This is a genomic window from Marinobacter sp., assembly GCF_041686475.1.
Lineage (GTDB): Bacteria > Pseudomonadota > Gammaproteobacteria > Pseudomonadales > Oleiphilaceae > Marinobacter.
On sequence record NZ_JAWLDU010000035.1, the window covers coordinates 1,524 to 24,299 of the forward strand.

Consider the following 22,776-nt stretch of genomic DNA (forward strand, 5'->3'; position numbering starts at 1 on the left):
ACCCGCAGCGTAACCCCCTGAGAAGATGTGGGAGAAGCTGTTGGGGAAGCGGTTGAACGCCGGGGCTTGCACCACCGCGATTTCGCTGCGCACCTTGCGGTGCATCTCCAGCGGGTTGGTGGGCGCTTCGTTGCTGAATTCCGCGTGCAGGCGGAAATCAAACAACGAGAACTCCAGTTGCCTGACCATGGCCATGCCGGACTGGAAGTTCTTGGCCGCCAGCATTTTCTGCAGCAGATCCTCTGGTAGCGGCTCGCCAGTTTTGTAGTGGGAGGCGATCAGGGCCAGGGACTCCGGGTTCCAGCACCAGTTTTCCAGGAACTGGCTGGGCAGTTCCACGGCATCCCAGGCCACGCCGTTGATTCCGGATACGTCCAGTACGTCGACCTGGGTCAGCATGTGGTGCAGGCCGTGGCCGAACTCATGGAACAGGGTGGTGACTTCGTCGTGGGTCAGCAGCGACGGCTTGCCATTCACCGGCGGCGTGAAGTTACAGGTCAGGAAGGCCACCGGCAGCTGCAGTTGGCCGCGAAGGTTGCGCCAGCGGACCCGGCAGTCTGCCATCCAGGCGCCACCGCGTTTGCCCTGGCGCGCAAAGAGGTCGAAGTAGAACCAGGCCAGCGGCTCGCCGTGGCGGCTGATGCAATAGGCCGTGACATCCGGGTGCCAGGTTTCCACGTCGGGCCTGGCTTCAATCTGCACGTCGAACAGTCTCTCGGCAACAGCGAACAGGCCGGGCACTACCTTGTCGACCGGGAACCAGGGGCGCAGGGTTTCCGGCGAGATATCATAGCGCTGATGACGCAGCTTCTCGCTGAAGTAACCGATGTCCCAGGCCTGCAGGTCTTCTACACCATAGGTGTCTTTGGCAAACGCTTTCAGGTCAGCAAATTCCTGCTCGGCCATGGGTTTGGACTTGGCCGCCAACTGGTTCAGGAAATCCAGAACCTCGTCCACGCTGCGGGCCATCTTGGTGGCCAGGGAGCGCTCGGCGTAATTGTTGAAACCCAGCAGCTGCGCCATGGCATGGCGGCGCTTGAGAATTTCCGCCATCACTGGCGTATTGTCCCAGGTACCGGCGTCCGGGCCCATATCGGAGGCACGGGTGACAAAGGCCTCATAGACCTCGCGGCGCAGGTCCCGGTTCTCGCAGTAGGTCAGTACCGGATAAAAGCTCGGGAAATCCAGCGTGATGACGTAGCCATCAAGATCCTTCTGCCGCGCTGCCTGCTTGGCACCGTCCAATGCAGATTCGGGGACACCCGCCAGCTCCTCCACATTGGTAATGTGTCTGAACCAGTGCTGGGTAGCATCCAGCACGTTATCGCTGAAGCGGTTGGACAACTCCGAGAGCTCCATTGAAAGATCCGCGTACCGCTTTTTCTTCTCCTCCGGCAGGTCGACACCACCAAGATGGAAGTCCCGCAGGGTGTTTTCCACGGACTTGCGCTGGGCTTCACTCAGCTTGCTGAATTCGTCGCTTTCGGCAAGTTTTTTATAGGCGCCGCAGAGCTCGGCATTCTGGCTCAACTCAGTACTGTATTCCGTGAGTTTTTCCAGACAGTTCTTGTACACTTTGCGCAGATCGTCGTTGTTCATCACACCGTTAAGGTGGGAGATCACTGACCAGGCCCTTTCCAGCCGGTCCTCGGTTGCCTGCATCGGCTGCGCCAGGGTTTCCCAGGTGGGGTGCTCCTGCTGCGCTATTTGAGAGATTTTCATGCGGTTTTCGCTGAGAATCTGGTCAATTGCCGGTTCCATGTGCTCGGTGCGAACATGGTCAAATCTCGGCAACAGGTCATCGGTCAGTAACGGGTTGTTCATAAGTCCCCTTCTCAGCCATTAATTTGTCAGGTAGCTTCGAGTGTTAAACTTCGGGGGAAGGCACCTGTGGGGAGGCCTTTCCACAGGTGCCCCGAGCCTCCGGGTAAACGCTACATAGGTATATGTAATGTCTAATGTACGAACACACAAGGGTAACACGCCACAATTTGGACAACGCGCCTGGATTGATCCCAGTGCGGTGGTCATCGGGGATGTCCAGACAGGTGATGACGTTTCGATATGGCCAATGACCGTGGTGCGCGGTGACATGCACAAGATCCGCATCGGTAACCGCTGCAGTGTCCAGGATGGGTCGGTGCTGCACATCACCCATGCCAGCGACTTCAATCCCGGCGGCTGGCCGTTGATCATTGGTGATGACGTCACCATCGGCCACAAGGCACTTTTGCATGGCTGCACCGTTGGCAACCGGGTGCTGGTTGGCATGGGCTGCATTATCATGGACGGTGCGGTGATTGAAGACGAGGTGATTGTCGCCGCTGGCTGTCTGGTACCGCCAGGTAAAACCCTGGAATCCGGATATCTCTATGTGGGTTCACCCTGTCGTCAGGCGCGGGCGCTTACGGATAACGAGAAAACCTTTTTCCGCTACACCGCCAGTAATTACGTCAAGCTCAAGGACGAATACCTGAACGAGGTTTAATCCGGCAGTTTAATCTGAAACGGCCATTGCCAGCGTATCTGCCTATGTTGTACTCCATCTGAAAAGAGGTACTCATTATGAAAGCACCATTGCATCAACCGCTGTTTGAACGAGTTCTTGCGTACCTGAGTGCTTGTGGTATCGAGCTGTCTCCCGAGCGGCAGAGGCAGGCGAGGGCGCTGGTGTCCGCCGTGGCATCCGAAGGCCGGGGCAGTGACGTAGGCCGCGCTCTGGAACTGGCACCAGCGTACCTGGATATTCCCTCTTCCGATGTGTCCCGCCCTGCACCCAGAGTGCAGCGGGGAAGCATCGGCTACTGGCCCAATGCCCGTTAGCCAGTGTGGATGGAATATGGAAAAAGGCGCCCCCCGCAACATCCGGCCTGCGCGATGGCGGAGGGCAGCCTCCTTCCGGAGAACATTACTGGCGGTTCTGGTCCTGTGCCAGACAGCTTCCGCCGTGGTGGCTCTGACATGGATAATGCCGCTCGAAATCGGGCGCCTCCCGGACACCTTGCTGATCAGTCTGTTTGCCCTGCTCCATGGCTGGATTGCCGTGGGTTGCTGGACCGCGGTTTTCGGTTTCCTGGTTCGCAGAACCGGCGGCGACCGTTACAGCCTGGCCAGGCGTCATACTGAAGAATCCCTCGGTAAAACGGCCCTGGCGCCCACTGCCATAGTCGTCCCCATTTGTAACGAACCGGTTGAGCGGACGCTGTCAGGGCTGCGGGCCGTTTATCGGGAACTTGAGCGCCAGGAAACACTGCAGCACTTCGATTTCTACATTCTCTCCGACACCCGGGATCCCGAGGTCTGGCTCGCCGAGCAGGCAGCATGGCAGGCGCTCTGCCAGGAACTGGATGCGGGCGACAGGCTGTTCTATCGCAGGCGCACGATCAGTCTGAACTACAAGAGTGGCAACATTGCGGACTTCCTCCGGCGCTGGGGTCGGCGGTACCGTTACATGGCCGTGCTGGACGCTGACAGCCTGCTAGGGGGAGATACACTACTCAGACTGGTGCGGCTGATGGAGAAAGAGCCCGATGTGGGCATTATCCAGACCAGCCCGGTGGTGATTCGCGCCCGGACCCTGTTTGCCCGGCTGCAGCAATTCGCCAGCCGTGTCTATTCCCCCCTATTTGCAACTGGTCTGGCTGCGGTCCAGATGGGGGATGCCGCCTACTGGGGCCACAATGCCATTATCCGCACAGACGCCTTCATGAGGCACTGCGGACTGCGCAAGCTCCCCGGCCCCGGGCTGTTCAGCGGGCCGATCATCAGCCATGACTTCGTCGAGGCAGCCTACCTGGGAAGAGCCGGCTATGAAGTATGGCTGGAGCCGTCATTACAACACAGCTACGAGGAGTCGCCCCCGACCCTGGAAGATGAACTGATCCGCGACCATCGCTGGGCACGGGGTAATCTGCAGCATCTCTGGATTCTGTTGACCACGCCGAAACTCCGGTTCGCTCACCGCATGGCATTTGTGAATGGAATCATGTCCTATCTGGCGTCTCCGTTGTGGCTGCTCTTTGTGGCTCTGACCATGATCACGGCAACCCGCGTCATGCAGTCGGAAACCACAGCACCACTGTTGTCTGGCGCAGCAACGCCCTGGGCTATCGGTCTTGGCCTCAGCACCCTGGGCCTGCTGTTCCTGCCGCGGGTTCTTGCGATTGCCGATATCTTCGTCAACCGACAATCTGCCCTGTTCGGCGGTAAGGCCAGGCTGATTCTCAGTGCACTGCTTGAAGCCACCACATCGCTACTGCTGGCCCCGCTGAAAATGCTGGCCCACACCCGTTCGGTGCTTTACGCCCTGATCAATGTTCCTGTGCAATGGGCAGGGCAGAACCGCCACGAAGAGACCGGATGGCAACGGGCGTTCAGTGAACACCGGGTCGGTATTGGTGTCGCCCTGTGCTGGTTCGGTGTTGCCGGCTGGTACGGCCCGCCACTGCTGATCCTGTGGTCATTGCCGGTTATGATTCCCCTGCTGCTGGCTGCGCCCACGTCGGTGCTGCTTGGCAACAGATCAGCCGGGCGTGCTGTTGCCAGCGGGTGTTTGCTGTCGACACCGGAAGGCGTCAGGCCCGGACAGATGATCCGGGAGGCCAGGGCGGGTATCGTGCTCCTGCTGCCGGATAGTCTGGGCCTGTCGAACATTCAGCAGGCGGTGCTGTCACCAACAATGAATGCGCTACACAGGCAGCTTGCCCGAACCCGCCCGGAACGGAACACGGCGGCCATTCTCCAACATTGTCTTGAGCATGGCCCCGACGAACTGGAGCGCTGGCAGTTAAGCCTGCTGTGCCAGGACCGCCGGGCGCTGTCCAGCCTGCATAACGCTGCCTGGCAAGCTGGCAGCCAGAGCTATTGGGGCCGCCGGATCGCGTCACTGGCCCCCGATACCGGGCTATTCACCGGAGAACCATTTGAAACGACTGATAGTCACCATATTACTGCTCAACGCCCTGTTCCTGGCGCTGCTTCTCCCGCGTTATCCCTGGGTGCCGTGGATTGCGGCTGATGCCCTTTTGCTGTGTGGGCTCTTCACGGTATTGCCAGGCGGCAGGGCTAAGCGTTTACTGGCCGCGGCCGTTGGCACTGTGTATGCAGTGCTGGCTTTCTTTGCGCTGGGCGATGTTCTGGTCCGGCAGAGCCTCGGGAGACCGTTTAACCTTTACCTGGAACTGGGTGCGGCCGGGTCGGTCTTCGATCTGATGCTCGGCAACCTTGGCCTGGCGCTGTCACTACTGGTCATTCTGGGGTTTGTGCTTGTTTTTGCCGGCTTGGGAAGCGGTGTGGCCCGCCTGTTATCGCGGCTCGGTCCCGCGGCTCCAGCCAGTGCAGGCCGCTGGGTAGTATCCGCAGGCGTTGTAATGCTCGCGGTATCATGGCTTCCCCAGCCTGCTGTCGGGCTGAGCGCCTCCCAGCTCACGGCCCGACAGGTCCAGCTGGCGGCGGATACCCACAGGTCCTCGGCGGCTTTCCGGCACTACCTGGAGAACAACCCCGTTGCCGGACAGACTGCCGCTCTGGCCGGCCTGGCAGACACCGATGTGATCCTTGGTTTTATCGAATCCTACGGCATTTCGGCGGTCACCGACCCGAGATACCGGCCATTGATTGGCAGCCGTCTGGAGCAGATGGAACTGGCACTGGCGGACGCCGGCCTGCATATTGTGACCGGCCGCCTGGGTTCGCCGGTTCAGGGGGGCCAGTCCTGGCTGGCGCACACCAGCCTGCTCAGCGGCCAATGGATAAAAACCCAGCTGGATTACGAGATATTCCTGGCCAGCGATTTTCCCACGCTGATTGATGATCTGGATACAACCGGCCACGACACCGTCGCCGTAATGCCGGCCATCACCAAAGACTGGCCTGAGGGCCGGGCCTTCGGCTACAACCGGATCTACGAATCCTCCACCATGGATTACCGGGGCCCGGCACTCAACTGGGTCACCATGCCGGACCAGTACACCTGGTCCTGGTTCCAGCGGCAGATCCGCGAACAGGCCGGTGCGCCCCTGTTCGCGGAACTGGCACTGATAAGTAGCCATGCTCCCTGGGTGCCGGTGCTACCAGTACTGGAAGACTGGGACAGCATCGGCGACGGCGAGACGTTCAGGCGTTGGGAGAACAGCGGAGAAGCACCGGCAAGCCTGTGGCGTGATTCGGAAAGGGTGCGGGAACACTATGCCCTTGCCCTGGATTATGCCCTGAAGGTAGCCACCGAATACGCAACCCGCCATGTGGATGACCGGACAATGCTGGTACTGCTTGGCGACCATCAGGCCGCGCCACTGATCACCGGCGAGGACGCCAGCCGTGATGTGGTGGTACACATTATCAGTGCCGATCCCGATCTGCTGTCACCCTTTGTCGCCACCGGCGAAAACGCCCGTGGATTACCGGGATTCCGCTGGGGTGCGCAGCCGGAAACAGACCGTGAAGGCCCCACCATGGCGGATTTCCGCCCCTTTCTCCAGCAGCAGTTCGGGGCCCTTCCTGAAGTGATGGAAATTTCTGCCAGCGAAGCCATTGAAAACTGATGTCACTCACTCTGCCGCTGATTTCGCCCCGGCCTTTTTCAGGGTTTCTGCATAGGCCGTACTGCGGCGATGCCGGGAAACCAGATCCAGAATGGTGTCGCCGCTTTCATCCACGGCATTGATATCCCTGCCCGCTTCCACAAAAAACCCGACAAAACGATCGAAATCCTCGGCAATCATCGCCTGATACGCTTTGATCAGTGCGTTGAAGTCAGCATTGATGTGGCTGTCGTACGGCGTGATCGCCAGAAAACTCTTGACCCGCTCGTCACTCCATTCCTCACCAATGACTTTCGGCTTGTCTGGTCCGCTCATAATTGCTCTGGCCCTTTTATATCGACAGATAAAATCGATGAATGTGTTCCATCGAGGCAGCACAGTATAAAGATCTGAACGCGGGGGAGTTATATGAATTGACTATGAGAGTCTGCCTGTCAGGCATAAGGCGCCGCTATGGCATGATCTCTACCGGCAACTGCTCGGTTGCAATACTGTCGTCGCACTCCGGATCGCGGATGGCAATCTCCACCCGCCGGTTTCTGGCCCGGTTTTCGTCGCTGTCGTTCGGCGCCAGGGGATTGGTTTCCGCGCGGCCAGCAGCCACCACCCGCTCCGCCGGCACCTCACGGTTCAGCACCAGCTCGTGGACGACGGAAACCGCCCGTGCCGCAGACAGGTCCCAGTTGGAGCGGTAGCGACCGCTGGATATAGGTCGGTCATCCGTGTAACCGGCTACCAGCACATCGCCGGTGCAGCCCGCCAGTACATCAACCACCCGATCTATGATGGGGATCATTTCTGGCTTGATGGCGGCCTCGCCGGAACGGAAAGTGGCCTCCTCGGAAAAACGGATCACCACCCGGGTTTCATCGTAGGTGACATTCAGCGCCTCCGATGCCACTTCCGACTCCAGCTCCTGAATCATGCGGCTTGCCAGCTCAATGATCCCGGCGGAAATCTTCGTGGGGGCATCGCCCTCGGCACGCTCATCAATAAATTCCGGTTCACTGGTGGCGGTGTCCGTGGGTTCCGGCAGGGACACGGTGTCTGACTCAATCAGCGTCAGGGGCGACCCGCCAACGTCATCGGAGAGCACCTGGTTGCTGCCAAAAGCAACCGCCATGGAATTCGCCATGGCGCGGTATTTTTCGATATCCATCTCCGCAAAGGAGAGCAACAGGATAAAAAACGTCAGCAGCAACGTGGCCAGGTCGGCGAAGGTGACGATCCAGGCCGGAGAGCCGCGGCCGGGTTTCCTCTTTTTCACTGGCTGGCGCACAATCACTACCTATGCCTCCCGCTCCGGGGCAAGGTTGGTACGCTGTTCCGGGGTCACGAAGGAGGACAGCAATTCGGTCATTACCCGCGGGTTTTCCCCGCGCATGATATTGCGTATGGAGGTGGTGATCAGTAACTGATTGCGGGCCTCGTCTTCCGCTTTGAGCTGGAGTTTGTCGGCCAGGGGCAGGGCAATCAGCTGGGCGATAAAGGCACCGTAAAGCGTGGTCAGCAGAGCAATGGCCATTGCCGGGCCGATGGATGAAGGGTCGTCAAGGGTGTTGAGCATCTGCACCAGGCCCACCAGAGTGCCCAGCATGCCAATCGCCGGGGCGGATTCACCAATGCCCCGGAACACCCGCTCCGCCACGTCGTACCGTTCGGCAGTCTGCTGGGTTTCCTGGGCCAGCGCCTCTTCGACCAGTTCCGGTGGATGCCCATCCACGCAAAGATTGATGGCCTTGCGCAGAAAATCGTTGCTGGTGTCATGGTTTTCCAGGCCCAGAATACCTTCCTTGCGAACCACCATTGCCAGCGCGCCAGCTTCACGGATCAGTTCCGCCGGTCGTTCCACCCGCTCTGTGAATGCCGCAGCAAATGCCAGCCGGAAGGCGCTCATGACCGAAGGCAAACGAAACTTGATAAGGGTTACGGCAAAAGTGCCACCCAACACGATCGCCAGCCCGGGAAGATTGAAGAAGGTAAGAATCGATGCGTTGGCCAGCATGGCGAACACAACAATCAGAACGCCTGCGACCAGCCCCACTAGGGTGAGAATATCCATCAGATACCTTTAATCCGAGACCTTTAGAGAAACCCTTGAAGCGACTTTCGGGAATCCTTTACACCTGCAGAGCATAGCCCACGCAGCCGGGTTGGGCTCAGTCGTTTCGCAATTTGTCGATCACCGGCCGGGTCTGCGGGCTTACGCCGCGCCATATCCGGAAAGACTCCGCCGCCTGCTCGACCAGCATGCCCAGACCATCAAAGACCCGCGTGACGCCCTGTTCCAGCGCCCACTGGTTGAACGTTGTGGTCTGCAGAGAATACATCATGTCGTAAACGATAGTGCCGGCACCGATCACATTTGCGGATACCGGCGGCAAATCACCCTGCAGGCTGGCACTGGTGCCATTGATGATGAGGTCAAACGGCTCAGAGGGCTGTTCGAATCCGCAGGCCTCCAATCGGGTTGGCCCTGCAACGGGTTCAAACAATGCAACCAGTCCCTCAGCTCTGGCGACGGTGCGATTGGCGATGACCACGGCCGACGGCTGCTCTGCAAGCAATGGCCCCAGCACGCCGCGTACAGCCCCGCCGGCACCCAGCACCAGAATACGTTTGCCTGCCAGCGTGACGTAGTGGTTTGCAGCAAGGTCTGTTACCAGGCCTTTGCCATCCGTATTATCGGCGGTCAGTAAGCCTTCACTGCTAATGTAAAGAGTGTTGGCAGCCCCGGCCAGTTCCGCCCTTTCAGTGCGTCGGTCCGCCAGCTTCCAGGCCTGCTCCTTGAACGGAACAGTGACGTTCAGCCCCTTGCCACCGCGCTGGAAGAAGTCGGTAACGGTACCGGCAAAATCGTCTTCAGGCGCCTGGATAGCCGTGTATTCCAGCTGCTCGCCGGTCTGGCTGGCAAACAGGCTGTGGATACGGGGCGATTTACTGTGGCTGATGGGGTTGCCCACCACGGCGTAAAGATCGTTATTCATCAGTGTTCTCCAGCCAGTCCCGGCCGGTGAGGAAATGCTCCGTCAGCCGCGCCTCTTGCGAGCCCGGCTCGGGCGCATAACTGTATTCCCAGCGCACCAGCGGGGGTAATGACATCAGAATGGATTCGGTGCGGCCGCCGGACTGCAGGCCAAACAGGGTGCCGCGGTCATACACCAGATTGAACTCCACATACCGGCCCCTGCGATAGAGCTGGAAATCGCGTTCACGGTCACCCCAGGGCGTATCCTTGCGGCGCTGCACAATGGGTTCGTAGGCGTCGATGAAACTGTCGCCCACGGATTGCATCAGTGCAAAATCGCGGCCGAAATCCCCGGTATTGTGATCATCAAAAAACAGCCCGCCGACGCCCCTGGGCTCATCCCGGTGCTTGAGGTAGAAATAGTCGTCGCACCAGTGCTTGTAATCCCGGTACATCTGCTTGCCAAATGGATCGCAGGCGGCTTTGGCCACCCGGTGCCAGTGCACGCAGTCTTCGTCATAACCGTAATAGGGTGTGAGGTCGTAACCACCGCCAAACCAGTAGACCGGCTCGGCATTTTCCGGTGTCGCCACGAAAAACCGGACATTGGCATGGGAGGTGGGCACGTAGGGGTTGTGGGGATGCATTACCAGGGAAACCCCCATGGCCTGCCAGGGTGCACCCGCCAGGTGGGGCCGGTGAGCGGTGGCCGAGGCAGGCATGGTTGCACCCATCACATGGGAAAAGTTGACGCCGCCTTTCTCGAACACCTCGCCGTCCGTGATCACCCGGCTGATTCCGCCGCCACCTTCGGGTCGGTCCCAGGCATCGGTTGCAAAGCCGGCCCTGCCATCAACCGCTGCCAGCCGCTGGCAGATCTGCTCCTGCAGTCCCAGCAGGTAGTGTTTAACGGCATTACTGTCCGGTTGCTCTGGCATGAAGTCTCCTAACGCAGTTGGTTTCCGCTGACGATATCGATAATACGGCTGGGTTTCCGGTTTCCGCCCAGTTGCCCCGGCACCAGCCAGTCCAGCTGACCCTCGAAGTAGCGACGCACCTGCCAGGAAGTGCGCGCCGGCTGCCGACCGGCGGGATTGCAGGAGGTGGAAACCAGCGGGAAACCGGCTGTCTCGCATAACGCACGCACAACCGGATGGTCACTGACACGAACCGCAATGGACCTATGGCGCCCTCTGACCTGATCCGGAATCTGTTCCAGCACATCCGGCAGAAGGCAGGTAACCGGGCCGGGCCAGTAAGCCATGGCTTTTTCCTGCAGCTCCGGTGGCAGTGGGTCCAGCAGAAACCGTATCTGATCGATGGAGGCCGCCACAAGGATCACACCTTTCTCCACCGGACGCTGTTTGAGTTCAAGAATACGATCTACCGCTTCCGGGTCCCAGGGATCACAGCCCAGACCCCAGACCGCCTCGGTAGGGTAAGCAATAACACCACCACCAAGAAGGGTGCGGCGGGCACAATGAAGGTGCCAGTCAGACAGGGGTTGCTGCGGTTTTTTCATGGGATCTTCAGGTCACTGGATATAGCTCAGGCAATACGCTGGAACCCTCCGGGCGCCGCATCTACCAGCCCCTGGAGCTCAAGGAGCAGCAGCGACTGCATCAGCTGGTCAGCAGGGAGGCCTGTCACTGAACATAAGTCATCGGTTGATTTCGGATCATACCCTAAAGCCTCAAGAACCGCGATTTCCCGCGAGTCCAGCCCTGCCACAACCGGGTCTTCCGTTTGACTGGCCTGATCTTTCACGAGCGATCCCCCCTGGCCCTGGGTACTCCACCAGGCGCCAAGCTCGTCGCAGATATCGTCCACGGTTTCCACCAGCTTCGCGCCCTGGCGTATCAGGTCATGGCATCCCCGCGCCAGCGGGTTATGCACAGAGCCGGGAACGGCAAACACCTCCCGTCCCTGTTCCAGCGCAAGGCGGGCGGTGATCAGGGAGCCACTTTTCAGCCCCGCTTCCACCACCAGAATACCGCGGCTGAGGCCACTGATAATGCGGTTGCGGCGTGGGAAATGCCCGGCCTTCGCAGAGGTGCCCGGTGGGTATTCAGAGACAATAACACCCTCGCCAGCAATACGCTCACTGAGCGTGCGGTGGCGATAGGGATAGGGCTTGTCGACGCCGTTGCCAATCACCGCTAGCGTCGGAAACCCGGCGTCGAGTGCACCGGCATGGGCGGCGCCGTCAACGCCCAGGGCCAGGCCACTGGTCACCAGCAGCCCTTTCCTGCCCAGTGCCGCGGCGAATGAACGGGCATGCTCAAGCCCCGAACGGGTGGCATTGCGGCTGCCCACTATACCGATCTGCTCCCGCCCCAGGAGCGTTCGATCACCGCGCAGGAAAAGGACCAGCGGTGGATCCGGGATATGCTTCAACGGCTCCGGGTAGTCGGAATCCGCCATGGTGAGAACATTTGTGGCAGTTTTCAGGCAATCCCGGTAGATGGCTTCGGCACCGGCGACAACCGGGTGACCACTATCCCGGCGGCGCCAGGCTTCAAGGGCTTCGACGGTTTCCGTCCCCAGGCCCAGTGCTTTCAGGGTCGCAGCATTCTGCGATAGCAGTTCATGAAAATCCGACAGATGTTCAAGTATGGCCTGCTGGCGGCGGGCACCGAACTTCGGCAGGCAGGACAGAAGTATCCAGAACCCGGAACGAGACTGGAACAGGCTCTGGTCCGGTTGAGCAATAACGGGCAGTGGCATGGCATCCTTCCATGGATCAGATATCAGTGGCTGGTCTCGCCTTCCTGGCGGGGTGGAATGGAATTATGCCATAAAAAAGGAGCCAGCGAAGCGGCTCCTTTTGTCGGGCTGAGAGCGGAGGTTCAGCCCGTCAGGGGTTGGTTACCTTGTCACCCAACGAAAGCGGACGTGTGGCCTGCAGGACAAGGCCGTAGCTCATCTTTTCATAGGTCTGGAATACCATCAGCAGCCCGGCGCGCTCGGAGGGCAGCTCAATGGTTTCATTGGTCACCGGATCCCTGACCAGGTTACCGCTCTTGAGAACCGCCATGACATTCCCCGGCTCCAGGCCTTCCCGCTCGCCGCGGTTGATGGCCACCACGTCGTACTGACCAATCTGGTTGACGCCGCCTTCAACGGAAATCATCTGGCCTTCAATGTCGATGTCCGGGGAGCTGGGAACAAAGCTGGTAGTGATGCGACGGTCTTCGCTGACCAGCAGGCGGTCACCGATTCTTACTTCCTCACTCGACTGCTTGAGGTTGAGCGTCAGCACATCACTGTTTTCTGCAGTAACCTCACCACGGGCGATGCTGCGGGCCTCAAGGCCGAGGAATTCGCCGGTCTCAGGATCCCGGAATTCCTTGCTGCGGCGGAAAATACCGACGTTGTTCGCCGGCTTTTCGCCACGGGCATAAATCTTGTCGCCAGCGCCGGTGATAATACGTCCATCCTCGCCTTCCAGCACGTAAGGCGCACCGTTGAGCTTGTCCACGTCAACAATACGGGTGTCTGAGAGGAAGCTGCTGATGGCATCGAGGGGAATAGCCGGAATCGGCGTATCGATGGCCTCTGAACGCACCTTTGGCGACAGTTTCTCAACGCGATCACTGGACACCTTGGTCACCCGGGGTTCGCCATCGATATAAACCAGTGCCAGCTCATCGCCCGGATATATAAGGTGGGGGTTCTGGACCTGTGGATTCACGTGCCAGATTTCCGGCCAGTACCAGGGGTTATTCAGAAAACGTGCGGAAATATCCCACAGGGTGTCACCCTTCACGACAGTGTAACGCTCGGGATGATCGGACCTCAGTTCCGGGGCGGCGTGGGCCCAGGAAGTTAGCAGCAACATGCTTGCTGCCAGAGCGTACAGCAGTTTCCTCATTGTTTAAGTCCTTGATCGCGTGCCTTGAATCGATAGATTCTGTTCTTGGTATGCAGCCGGTACTCTGCCTTTTATACCACTACTATAGAAGATGTCTCGCAAATTGTGATGTTATCTTTTGTTCTTCCAGTAAATTCTACGTTACGGTTGAAAGTTTTTAACTATCAGCTGATCAGTTTGTACTCAATGAGCGAGTTGAGGGATAATACAACCATAAACGGCGTTAACCCGTTGAAACCGGCTCTTTCATCCCGATCATAATAGTCACGGGATGGAAAAATGCGCAGTACGCTGTCGCATTTCGGAGACAGTATTCACACCGTTACAAAAGATAACGGTGAAAGCCAGACACAGAGACCAAAAGTACGATCGCCATGATACTAGATATTCTCGAATACCCGGATCCCCGCTTACGCACGATTGCCAAGCCGGTCGACAAGGTGACAGACGAGACCCGCAAGCTGATCGACGACATGTTCGAGACCATGTACGATGCGCCCGGCATTGGCCTCGCGGCCACCCAGGTCAACGTGCACAGGCAGATCATTGTAATGGACCTGTCCGAGGACAAGAGCGAGCCACGGGTATTTATCAACCCCGAGGTAGAGGTTCTGGACGGTGAGCTTGAAGACATGCAGGAAGGCTGCCTGTCTGTGCCGGGTTTCTACGAAGACGTGTCACGGATTGAGCACTGTATGATCCGGGCCATTGGCCGCGACGGCAACCCGTTTGAGCTGGAAGCCCGGGGCCTGCTGGCAGTGTGTATCCAGCACGAGATGGATCATCTCAACGGCAAACTGTTTGTGGATTACCTGAGCTCACTGAAGCGTACCCGGATTCGCAAGAAACTGGAAAAGCTCCACAAGAAGAGTGCCTGAATCAGCCAGGCGGGCCGTTACCGACTGCCCGCCTGCAAGAGTGTGAACCGGGACCGGGTGCAAACCCGGTCTTTTCGTATTCAACGAACCAGAGAACGATACCCGTGCGACTTGTTTTTGCCGGCACACCCGATTTCGCAGCCACCGCACTCAAGGCATTGCTGGCAACCCGTCACCGGGTGGTTGGCGTATATTCCCAGCCCGACCGGCCTTCCGGCCGCGGCCGCAAGCTCACCCCCGGCCCGGTAAAAAAGGTGGCCCTGGAGGCGGGGATCCCGGTATTCCAACCCGAATCCCTGAAAACCACGGCAGCCCAGGAAGAACTGCGCTCACTGGATGCTGATGTAATGATCGTAGCCGCCTACGGGCTGATCCTGCCCCAGGCGGTGCTGGATATTCCCCGCCACGGCTGCCTCAACATCCATGCTTCCCTGTTACCCCGCTGGCGCGGTGCCGCCCCGATCCAGCGGGCCATTGCCGCCGGCGACCGCGAAACCGGTATCACCATCATGCAGATGGACGCCGGCCTGGACACCGGTGAGATGCTGCTGAAAGCCATTACCCCGATCAATGATGATGACACCGGTGGCAGCCTTCATGACCGTCTTGCCGACATGGGTGGTGATGCCATCGTCAAGGCACTGGAGCATCTCGGGAAAGGGGAGCTGCGTGGCGAAGTCCAGGATGAAACCCGCGCCTGCTACGCCAACAAACTCAGTAAGGAAGAAGGGCATATCGACTGGACACTGGACGCCCCTGCGATTGGCCGGCTGATCCGGGCCTTCAATCCCTGGCCGGGCACCTACACCAATCTCGACGATTTGCGGGTCCGCATTCATCAGGCGGAGATTCTGGAAGATACCAGCGACAGGCACCCGGGCACTGTCATCCACCGCAGCCGCGAAGGCATCGACGTAGCCTGTGGCCTGGAATCCCTGAGAATCACCCGGCTGCAACTGCCCGGCTCGCGCCCGCAATCGGCCAGTGATCTGATCAACGGCGGCAAGGAGCTACTGATGCCTGGCCAGGAGCTCCATTGAATGAGTGACCGGGGCCAGCCAATGCGGGCCGTGGCCGCCCGGGTTCTGCAATCCGTGGAGAACGGCCAGTCACTGTCACAATGCCTGCCTCCCGCCCTGAACGACATTGCAGACAATGAACGCCCGCAACTCCAGGCCCTGTGTTATGGCACCTGCCGCTGGTTTCATCGCCTTGATGCCGAATTACAGGCCCGCCTGAAGAAACCGCTGCGCAAGCCGGACCGCATAGTGCACCACCTGATGCTGGTGGCCCTGTTCCAGCTTCGGTTCAGCCAGCAGGCCACCTATGCGGTACTGAATGAGACCGTGGAAGCCTGCCGTGCCCTGGATAAACCCCACCTGACCGGGCTGGTCAACGGAGTTCTGCGAGCGGCGGAACGGGAAGGGGAGCCGGACTGGCCCGACGACAGTGCCCGCTTCAGCCATCCCCACTGGATGCTGGAAAAACTGCGCCACAACTGGCCCCATAACTGGCAGGCCATTCTTGCCGCCAACAACGCCCAGGCCCCCATGATACTGCGGGTCAATGGGCGCCGCTTTACCCGCGACAGCTATCTCCAGCATCTGGCGGACGCCGGTATCGAAGCCGCCGCCACACGCTACGCACCCTACGGGATCCAGCTGGCTGCCCCTGTACCGGTAGACCGCCTGCCCTGGTTTGCTGACGGCGCGGTAAGCGTCCAGGATGAAGCGGCCCAGCTCTGCACCACGCTCATGGATCTGGCCCCCGGCCAGCGCGTGCTGGATGCCTGCGCCGCACCCGGCGGTAAAACCTGCGCTATCCTTGAAAGCTGCGGACAACTGGCGGAGGTAGTGGCGATTGACGAGTCGGCGGATCGCCTGCCACGGGTACAGGAAAATCTGGAGCGGCTGGACCTTGTGGCCACCCTGAAACAGGCTGACGCGGCGGACACTGAGCAGTGGTGGGACGGGCAACCATTTGACCGCATCCTGCTGGACGTTCCCTGCAGTGCCACCGGCGTGATTCGCCGGCATCCGGACATCAAGCTGTTGCGCCGCGAATCGGACATTGTGCCACTGGCCAGCATTCAGCTTGGCCTGCTGGAAGCCATGTGGCGGGTGCTCGCGCCAGGAGGGCGTCTGGTCTATGCCACCTGTTCCGTGTTCCCGCAGGAAAATCACCGTATAATCCGTCGATTCCTGAAACAACAGGATGATGCAGCACTGGTTGAGCCCGATGTGCTGTGGGGACGCGACATGGAAACAGGCCGCCAGTTGCTGCCTGCGCCTGACAGCCATGATGGATTCTTTTACGCCGTGCTGGAGAAACCTTTACCATGAAAATCCTGATTCTCGGTGCTGGCCAGGTGGGCGGAACCCTGGCAGAAAACCTTGCCAACGAAGCCAACGACATCACCGTGATCGACAGCGACAGTACCCGCCTGCGGGAACTTCAGGACCGGCTGGATATTCGCACGGTCCAGGGCAAGGCGTCCTTTCCCACGGTACTGAGACAGGCCGGTGCTGAGGACGGCGACATGCTGATCGCCGTCACCAACAGTGATGAGGTCAATATGGTGGCCTGCCAGGTGTCCAAGCTGTTGTACAAGACCCCGACGACGATCTGCCGCGTCCGCGCCAACGCCTACCTGGCAAAACCGGAACTGTTTTACCAGCGCGAGCAGAAAAAGGATCTGGACAGCCTGCGGGGCTTTCCTATCGACGTACTGATCAGCCCGGAGCACCTGGTCACCAAGCACATTACCCGGCTGATCGAATACCCGGGCGCCCTGCAGGTACTGGAGTTTTCCAAGGGACTGGTACAGCTGGTCGCCATTCGTGCCACCGAAGGCGGGCCGCTGGTAGGCCATGAACTGTCGTACCTGCGCAGCCACATGCCTAGAATCGAGACCCGGGTGGCCGCCATCTTCCGCAAGGACCGGGCGATCATGCCCCAGGGCAACACCGTGATTGAAGACGGTGACGAGGTGTTCTTTATTGCCGCCTCCGACCACATCCGCTCGGTCATGAGCGAACTGCAGCCCCTGGAGAAACCCTACAAGCGCATCTTTATCTGTGGCGGCGGCAACATCGGCCAGCGCCTTGCCCACACGCTGGAATCCCGCTACCAGGTGAAACTGCTGGAGCGTGATCATGAACGCTGCGTGATGCTGTCGGAAAGCCTTCGCAAAACCGTGATACTGGAAGGGAATGCCGCCAACAAGGACATCCTGCTGGAAGAGAACATCGAAAACACCGATGTATTCTGTGCCGTCACCAACGACGACGAAGCCAACATCATGGCCTCGTTGCTGGCCAAGCGCCTCGGTGCCCGCAAGGTTCTGACCCTGATCAACAACCCGGATTACGTCGACCTGATCCAGGGTGGCGACATTGATGTGGCTATTTCGCCCCAGCAAACCACCATCGGCAGCCTGCTCACCCACGTTCGCCGCGGCGATGTAGTAAACGTTCACTCACTTCGCAGGGGCGCCGCGGAGGCTATCGAAGCCATCGCCCATGGCGACCACCGATCCTCGAAAGTGGTGGGCAAGCGCCTCGATGAGATCAGTCTGCCGCAGGGCACCACCATTGGCGCCATCGTCCGCCACAACGAGGTGCTTATTGCCCACGATCATCTGCGCATTCAACCGGATGACCACGTCATCCTGTTCCTCGTGGACAAAACCCGGATACGGGATGTGGAGAAACTCTTCCAGGTAGGGCTGACCTTCTTCTAGCGCAAAGTCAGGCCAGTGAAGCTGGCTTAGAAATACGCGATTGGCAGGCGTATAATGCCCCTTTTTTTCCAGCGTGCCCCGGCCAGATGCCCGGGCGCCACACACAGACTGACCAGCAGGCAAACGTCGTGACAGACAAGGCAACTTCCGAAAACACGCCGGATATCAAAACTTTCCAGGGCCTGATTCTGGCCCTGCAGAATTTCTGGGCGCAGCACGGCTGCGTGGTGCTTCAGCCACTGGATATGGAAGTGGGGGCCGGCACCTTCCACCCCGCCACCTTCCTGCGCTCCATCGGCCCGGAGACCTGGAACGCTGCCTATGTTCAGCCCAGCCGCCGCCCCACCGACGGCCGCTACGGCGAAAACCCCAACCGCCTGCAGCACTATTACCAGTTCCAGGTGGTGCTGAAACCGTCCCCGGATAACATCCAGGAACTGTACCTTGATTCCCTGAAAGCGCTGGGGCTGGACCCGCTGGTGCACGATATCCGCTTTGTGGAAGACAACTGGGAGTCGCCCACCCTCGGCGCCTGGGGCTTGGGCTGGGAAATCTGGCTCAATGGCATGGAAGTGACCCAGTTCACCTACTTCCAGCAGGTGGGGGGCCTGGAATGCTACCCGGTAACCGGCGAGCTCACCTACGGGCTTGAGCGTATCGCCATGTACCTGCAGGGCGTCGACAGCGTTTATGACCTGGTGTGGACCGAAGGCCCGGACGGCGTGGTTACCTACGGCGACGTGTTTCACCAGCAGGAGGTGGAGATGTCCACCTACAACTTCGAACACGCCGATACCGAATTTCTGTTTCACAGCTTCGATGTCCACGAGCGCGAAAGCGCCCGCCTGATCGAAGCCGGCCTGGCACTGCCTGCCTACGAGCAGGTGCTCAAGGCCTCCCATACTTTTAACCTCCTTGATGCACGGCATGCGATCTCCGTGACCGAGCGTCAACGGTTCATCCTGCGGGTTCGTACCCTCGCCCGTTCCGTAGCCCAGGCTTACTTCGACAGCCGCCGCAAACTTGGCTTCCCGCTGGCGCCAGAGGCGTTGCGCAAGGAAGTACTGGCAGCCGCAGAAGCTGCCGATGAAAAAGGCAAGAAGGGCAAGAAAGCGAAAAAGGCTCAGCAGGAACAGGGGAACGCGTAATCATGGCAACACAGGATTTTCTGGTTGAACTGGGCACCGAAGAGCTGCCCCCCAAAGCCCTCAAGCCACTGTCTGATGCTTTTACCCGTGGCATCAGCAAGGGCCTGGAAGAAGCAGGCATCCACTATGGCAAGGTAGAGGCCTTCGCCGCACCGCGTCGGCTCGCCGTGCGGGTTCGTGACCTGGAAGACGCACAGCCGGACAAACCGGTGGAAAAGCGCGGCCCGGCCGTGAAAGCCGCCTTCGACGATTCCGGCAACCCGACAAGGGCGCTGACCGGCTTTGCCACCTCCCTGGGAGTAACGCCGGATCAGCTCGACACCCTGGAAACCGACAAGGGCGCCTGGGTGGTCTATCGCACCATCGAGAAAGGCCGCCCCACCGTGGAGCTGATGCCAGAACTGGTGGACCAGTCTCTGGCAGCGCTGCCCATTCCCAAGCGCATGCGTTGGGGCGCTCACCGCACCGAATTTGTCCGCCCGGTACACTGGGCCATCATGCTGTTTGGCAACAAAGTCATCGAGACCCCGATCATGGGCCTGACACCCGGCAACAAAACCCGCGGCCACCGTTTCCACTGCCCCAAGTCGCTGATTGTTCCCAAACCCTGTGACTACGAGGTGGTATTGCGCCAGGAGGGCTATGTGATTGCCGACTTTGCCGAACGTCGTGAACAGATTCGCGACGGCGTTATGGCCCTTGCAAAAAATGAAGGCCACGGGCAAGCCGTGATTGATGAGGACCTGCTGGACGAAGTCACCGCCCTGAACGAATGGCCGGTGCCGCTGATGGGCCGCTTCGAGGACCGTTTCCTGGATGTGCCCGCCGAGGCGCTGATTTCCTCGATGAAGGAACACCAGAAATATTTCCACGTGGTCTCTGGCGACGGCAAGATGCTCCCGCTCTTCATCACCGTCGCCAATCTGGAAAGCAAGGACCCGAGCCAGGTAATCTCCGGCAACGAGAAAGTTATCCGCCCGCGCCTGGCCGATGCTGCCTTCTTCTACGACACCGATCGCAAGACCAGACTGGAAGATCGTATCGACCAGCTCAAGCCGATCGTGTTCCAGGACAAGCTGGGCAGCATCCATGACAAATCCTTGCGGGTCGCCGCCCTGGCCAGCAAAATTGCCGATGCCATCGGCAGCGATCCGGTGCTGGCCGAGCGGGCTGCCATGCTGGCCAAGACCGACCTGGTCACCGAAATGGTGCTGGAGTTCACCGACCTTCAGGGCATCATGGGCCAGTACTACGCCGCCAATGACGGCGAGAACGAAGAAGTGGCCAGCGCCCTGAACGAACAGTACATGCCACGCTATGCCGGCGATCATCTGCCCGCTACGCTGACCGGCTGCGCCGTGGCCATTGCCGACCGCATTGACTCCCTGGTGGGCCTGTTCGGCATCAACCAGCCACCTTCCGGCACTCGCGACCCCTTCGGCCTGCGCCGTGCGTCACTGGGTGTGTTGCGTATCATCATCGAACGGGAACTGCCGCTGGACCTGCAGACCCTGTGCGAGTGGGCGGAAGCAGAACACGGCAACATCACGGAACCGAATGTTGCCAACACGGTGGTGGATTACATGCTGGAGCGCTTCCGCGCCCACTATGAAGAGCAGGGCATCAGCGCCGAAGTCTATCTCGCGGTGCACGCCCGCCGCCCGACGCGCCCGCTGGACTTCGACCGCCGGGTGAAAGCCGTGGAAGCCTTCCGCCAGCTGCCGGAAGCCCTGGCCCTGGCCGGTGCCAACAAGCGGGTATCCAATATCCTCACCAAGCAGGGCGGTGACAGCATCGGCGAAACCATCGATACCGACCTGTTGCGCGACAGCGCCGAGAAAGCGTTGGCGGAACAGATCCGCCAACAGGCGGAAAAGGCGCTGCCACTGTTCGAGAAGGGCGACTACGCCACGGCACTGAGTTCCCTGGCCAGCCTGCGGGAACCGGTGGACAACTTCTTTGACGAAGTGATGGTCATGGCCGACGACGAGGCCGTTCGCGCCAACCGTCTGGCCATGCTCAACCTGTTGCGCAACCTGTTCCTGCGGGTGGCGGATATCTCCGTGCTGCCTACCGCCGGCTAACCGGGTTATCGGGGGGCCACTGAACCGGCCCTCCGATACCTGGTCCGCCTTGGCAGGCTCAGCAACTCTACGGATGCCGTTATGTCGTCCGGGGGCTGGTAAATAACCCGCTAATCCGTATAATACCGGCCGTTGATCGGCGTGTGGCGCAGCTTGGTAGCGCACTTCGTTCGGGACGAAGGGGTCGCAGGTTCGAATCCTGCCACGCCGACCACCTTCCCGCTCTCTTCTGTCATATTTTCCCCGATTCGCTAGCGACGCCAACACCACACTGATCAAACTCCGCCAGTTTGGCGAGGCCATGTGGCCAGAGCGGAGTGCATAAATTTTTCAGTTTTCTATATGCGTGACACGTCACACGCATAGAAAAACGTCGTTTCCTTTGCATATTCGCTCAAACATGTATAGATTTTTGGTTTTTCTATACATGAATCTAGAATAAGGACATTCTGTGCTGCCAACTTTACCTCTTGATCACGTCGAACAATGGGAAACTCGTGCCGTGCTTAAAAAGGCGGCAGAAGCCCACCGCTATCTGGCGGAGCTCAAAGGCGTATCGGCAACCATCCCCAACGAAGAAATACTGATCAACACGCTCACCTTGCAGGAAGCCCGACACAGCTCCGAAATTGAAAACATCATCACCACCCAGGATGATCTCTATCGCGCCATGGTGGCAGATGAAGCCAGTGTCTCGCCGGAAACCAAAGAGGTACAGGACTACGCGGCCGCACTGCGGGCCGGATTCCGAAGTGTTCGAAAGTCCCGCTTGATTCGGCTGAATGACATCCTGCTGATTCAGGAAACCCTGGAGAAAAACCAGGCGGGCCTGCGCAAGCTCCCGGGCACCGCCCTTAAAAATCAGGCCACCGGCGAAGTCGTGTACGAACCGCCCCAGTCAGCCCGGGACATCGAGGATCTGATGGACAATCTGGTGGCCTATATAAATGATGACAAACTGTGCGATGCCGACCCGCTGATTAAAATGGCCATTGTCCATCACCAGTTCGAAAGCATTCACCCGTTCTACGACGGCAACGGCCGAACCGGGCGCATCATCAACATGCTCTATCTGGTCTCAAAGGATCTGCTTGATCTTCCGGTACTCTATCTCAGCCGCTACCTGATACAGACCAAAGCTGGTTATTACCGGGAACTACAAGCCGTGCGTGATACCGGTAACTGGGAACCTTGGCTGCTCTACATGTTGGAGGGTGTCAGTCAAACCGCTCAGCAGACTATCACGCTGATTGGCCACATTCGTGAGCTAATGCAGCACACCAAACATCGCATGCGTGAAGAGTGCCCGAAAATCTACCGTCAGGAGCTGCTGAACAACCTGTTCAACCACCCGTATACCAAAATCGAGTTCGTGATGGAGGATCTGACCGTCAGCCGAATCACCGCCACCAAATACCTGGATGAGTTGGTCAACATCGGCCTGCTGGACAAAACCAAGGTAGGCCGCAGCAATTTCTATATCAATTCAGCACTTATGGCGCTCTTCCTTGAACGCGCATAACACTCTTCCCGGCCGTTG

At 59.3% G+C, this 22,776-nt stretch carries 20 protein-coding genes and 1 tRNA gene; 12 read left to right on the forward strand and 9 right to left on the reverse strand.

Annotated elements, in window-relative coordinates; translation table 11 throughout:
• On the reverse strand, window positions 1-1,824 hold a 1,824-nt coding region (locus ACESMB_RS09640; RefSeq protein WP_372971412.1), incomplete at its 3' end, for a M3 family metallopeptidase.
• Window positions 1,825-1,951: 127 nt separating this feature from the next.
• Here ACESMB_RS09640 and ACESMB_RS09645 point away from each other — a divergent pair.
• The 4 genes from ACESMB_RS09645 to ACESMB_RS09660 all read left to right on the forward strand — a co-directional run bounded on the left by ACESMB_RS09645 (window position 1,952) and on the right by ACESMB_RS09660 (window position 6,542).
• Window positions 1,952-2,488 (forward strand): gamma carbonic anhydrase family protein, encoded by a 537-nt coding sequence (locus ACESMB_RS09645; protein ID WP_372971413.1) that lies wholly within the window; start codon window positions 1,952-1,954, stop codon window positions 2,486-2,488.
• 77 nt (window positions 2,489-2,565) lie between these two features.
• Window positions 2,566-2,823 (forward strand): hypothetical protein, encoded by a 258-nt coding sequence (locus tag ACESMB_RS09650; protein WP_372927656.1) that lies wholly within the window; start codon window positions 2,566-2,568, stop codon window positions 2,821-2,823.
• 16 nt (window positions 2,824-2,839) lie between these two features.
• Window positions 2,840-5,017 (forward strand): glucans biosynthesis glucosyltransferase MdoH, encoded by a 2,178-nt coding sequence (gene mdoH, locus ACESMB_RS09655; protein WP_372971414.1) that lies wholly within the window; start codon window positions 2,840-2,842, stop codon window positions 5,015-5,017.
• Window positions 4,923-6,542 (forward strand): hypothetical protein, encoded by a 1,620-nt coding sequence (locus ACESMB_RS09660; protein ID WP_372971415.1) that lies wholly within the window; start codon window positions 4,923-4,925, stop codon window positions 6,540-6,542. Before mdoH ends, ACESMB_RS09660 begins: the two co-directional genes overlap by 95 nt.
• Window positions 6,543-6,548: 6 nt before the next feature.
• Here the strand turns inward: ACESMB_RS09660 and ACESMB_RS09665 are convergent, their stop codons facing one another.
• The 8 genes from ACESMB_RS09665 to ACESMB_RS09700 all read right to left on the reverse strand — a co-directional run bounded on the left by ACESMB_RS09665 (window position 6,549) and on the right by ACESMB_RS09700 (window position 13,384).
• Complete coding sequence (locus ACESMB_RS09665) at window positions 6,549-6,857, reverse strand: PA4642 family protein (protein WP_372971416.1); 309 nt, start codon at window positions 6,855-6,857, stop codon at window positions 6,549-6,551.
• A gap of 136 nt (window positions 6,858-6,993) precedes the next feature.
• Window positions 6,994-7,827 carry a flagellar motor protein MotB gene (locus ACESMB_RS09670; protein ID WP_372971417.1) on the reverse strand — a complete coding sequence of 278 codons (834 nt, stop codon included), beginning with the start codon at window positions 7,825-7,827 and terminating at the stop codon, window positions 6,994-6,996.
• 3 nt (window positions 7,828-7,830) lie between these two features.
• Window positions 7,831-8,604: a MotA/TolQ/ExbB proton channel family protein gene (locus tag ACESMB_RS09675; protein ID WP_372925369.1), complete on the reverse strand. Its 774-nt coding sequence runs from the start codon at window positions 8,602-8,604 to the stop codon at window positions 7,831-7,833.
• Window positions 8,605-8,701: 97 nt separating this feature from the next.
• Entirely contained in the window at window positions 8,702-9,529 is an 828-nt protein-coding gene (aroE, locus tag ACESMB_RS09680) for a shikimate dehydrogenase (RefSeq protein ID WP_372925368.1), read from the reverse strand.
• Window positions 9,522-10,448: an oxygen-dependent coproporphyrinogen oxidase gene (gene hemF / locus ACESMB_RS09685; RefSeq protein ID WP_372925367.1), complete on the reverse strand. Its 927-nt coding sequence runs from the start codon at window positions 10,446-10,448 to the stop codon at window positions 9,522-9,524. Before hemF ends, aroE begins: the two co-directional genes overlap by 8 nt.
• An 8-nt stretch (window positions 10,449-10,456) precedes the next feature.
• Window positions 10,457-11,032 carry an L-threonylcarbamoyladenylate synthase gene (locus tag ACESMB_RS09690; protein WP_372971418.1) on the reverse strand — a complete coding sequence of 192 codons (576 nt, stop codon included), beginning with the start codon at window positions 11,030-11,032 and terminating at the stop codon, window positions 10,457-10,459.
• A 26-nt stretch (window positions 11,033-11,058) separates the two neighbouring features.
• Entirely contained in the window at window positions 11,059-12,237 is a 1,179-nt protein-coding gene (dprA, locus tag ACESMB_RS09695) for a DNA-processing protein DprA (RefSeq protein WP_372925365.1), read from the reverse strand.
• A gap of 130 nt (window positions 12,238-12,367) precedes the next feature.
• Complete coding sequence (locus ACESMB_RS09700) at window positions 12,368-13,384, reverse strand: LysM peptidoglycan-binding domain-containing protein (protein ID WP_372971419.1); 1,017 nt, start codon at window positions 13,382-13,384, stop codon at window positions 12,368-12,370.
• Window positions 13,385-13,758: 374 nt separating this feature from the next.
• Between ACESMB_RS09700 and def the strand changes: the two genes are divergently transcribed.
• From def to ACESMB_RS09740, 8 genes are all read left to right on the forward strand, one after another.
• Window positions 13,759-14,262, forward strand: a complete 504-nt coding sequence (gene def, locus ACESMB_RS09705; RefSeq protein WP_372925363.1) for a peptide deformylase — start codon at window positions 13,759-13,761, stop codon at window positions 14,260-14,262.
• A 104-nt stretch (window positions 14,263-14,366) separates the two neighbouring features.
• A complete protein-coding gene (gene fmt / locus ACESMB_RS09710; protein ID WP_372925362.1) occupies window positions 14,367-15,302 on the forward strand; it encodes a methionyl-tRNA formyltransferase in 936 nt (311 codons plus the stop codon).
• Complete coding sequence (gene rsmB / locus ACESMB_RS09715) at window positions 15,303-16,604, forward strand: 16S rRNA (cytosine(967)-C(5))-methyltransferase RsmB (protein ID WP_372925361.1); 1,302 nt, start codon at window positions 15,303-15,305, stop codon at window positions 16,602-16,604.
• On the forward strand, window positions 16,601-18,004 hold the full coding sequence (gene trkA / locus ACESMB_RS09720) for a Trk system potassium transporter TrkA (protein ID WP_372925360.1): 1,404 nt from the start codon (window positions 16,601-16,603) through the stop codon (window positions 18,002-18,004). Before rsmB ends, trkA begins: the two co-directional genes overlap by 4 nt.
• Before the next feature lie 128 nt (window positions 18,005-18,132).
• Window positions 18,133-19,152 carry a glycine--tRNA ligase subunit alpha gene (gene glyQ / locus ACESMB_RS09725; protein WP_372925359.1) on the forward strand — a complete coding sequence of 340 codons (1,020 nt, stop codon included), beginning with the start codon at window positions 18,133-18,135 and terminating at the stop codon, window positions 19,150-19,152.
• A gap of 2 nt (window positions 19,153-19,154) precedes the next feature.
• Window positions 19,155-21,236, forward strand: a complete 2,082-nt coding sequence (gene glyS, locus ACESMB_RS09730; RefSeq protein ID WP_372971420.1) for a glycine--tRNA ligase subunit beta — start codon at window positions 19,155-19,157, stop codon at window positions 21,234-21,236.
• A gap of 137 nt (window positions 21,237-21,373) precedes the next feature.
• A tRNA-Pro gene (locus tag ACESMB_RS09735) sits at window positions 21,374-21,450 on the forward strand.
• 237 nt (window positions 21,451-21,687) lie between these two features.
• On the forward strand, window positions 21,688-22,758 hold the full coding sequence (locus tag ACESMB_RS09740) for a Fic family protein (RefSeq protein ID WP_372925357.1): 1,071 nt from the start codon (window positions 21,688-21,690) through the stop codon (window positions 22,756-22,758).
• Window positions 22,759-22,776: the final 18 nt, after the last annotated feature.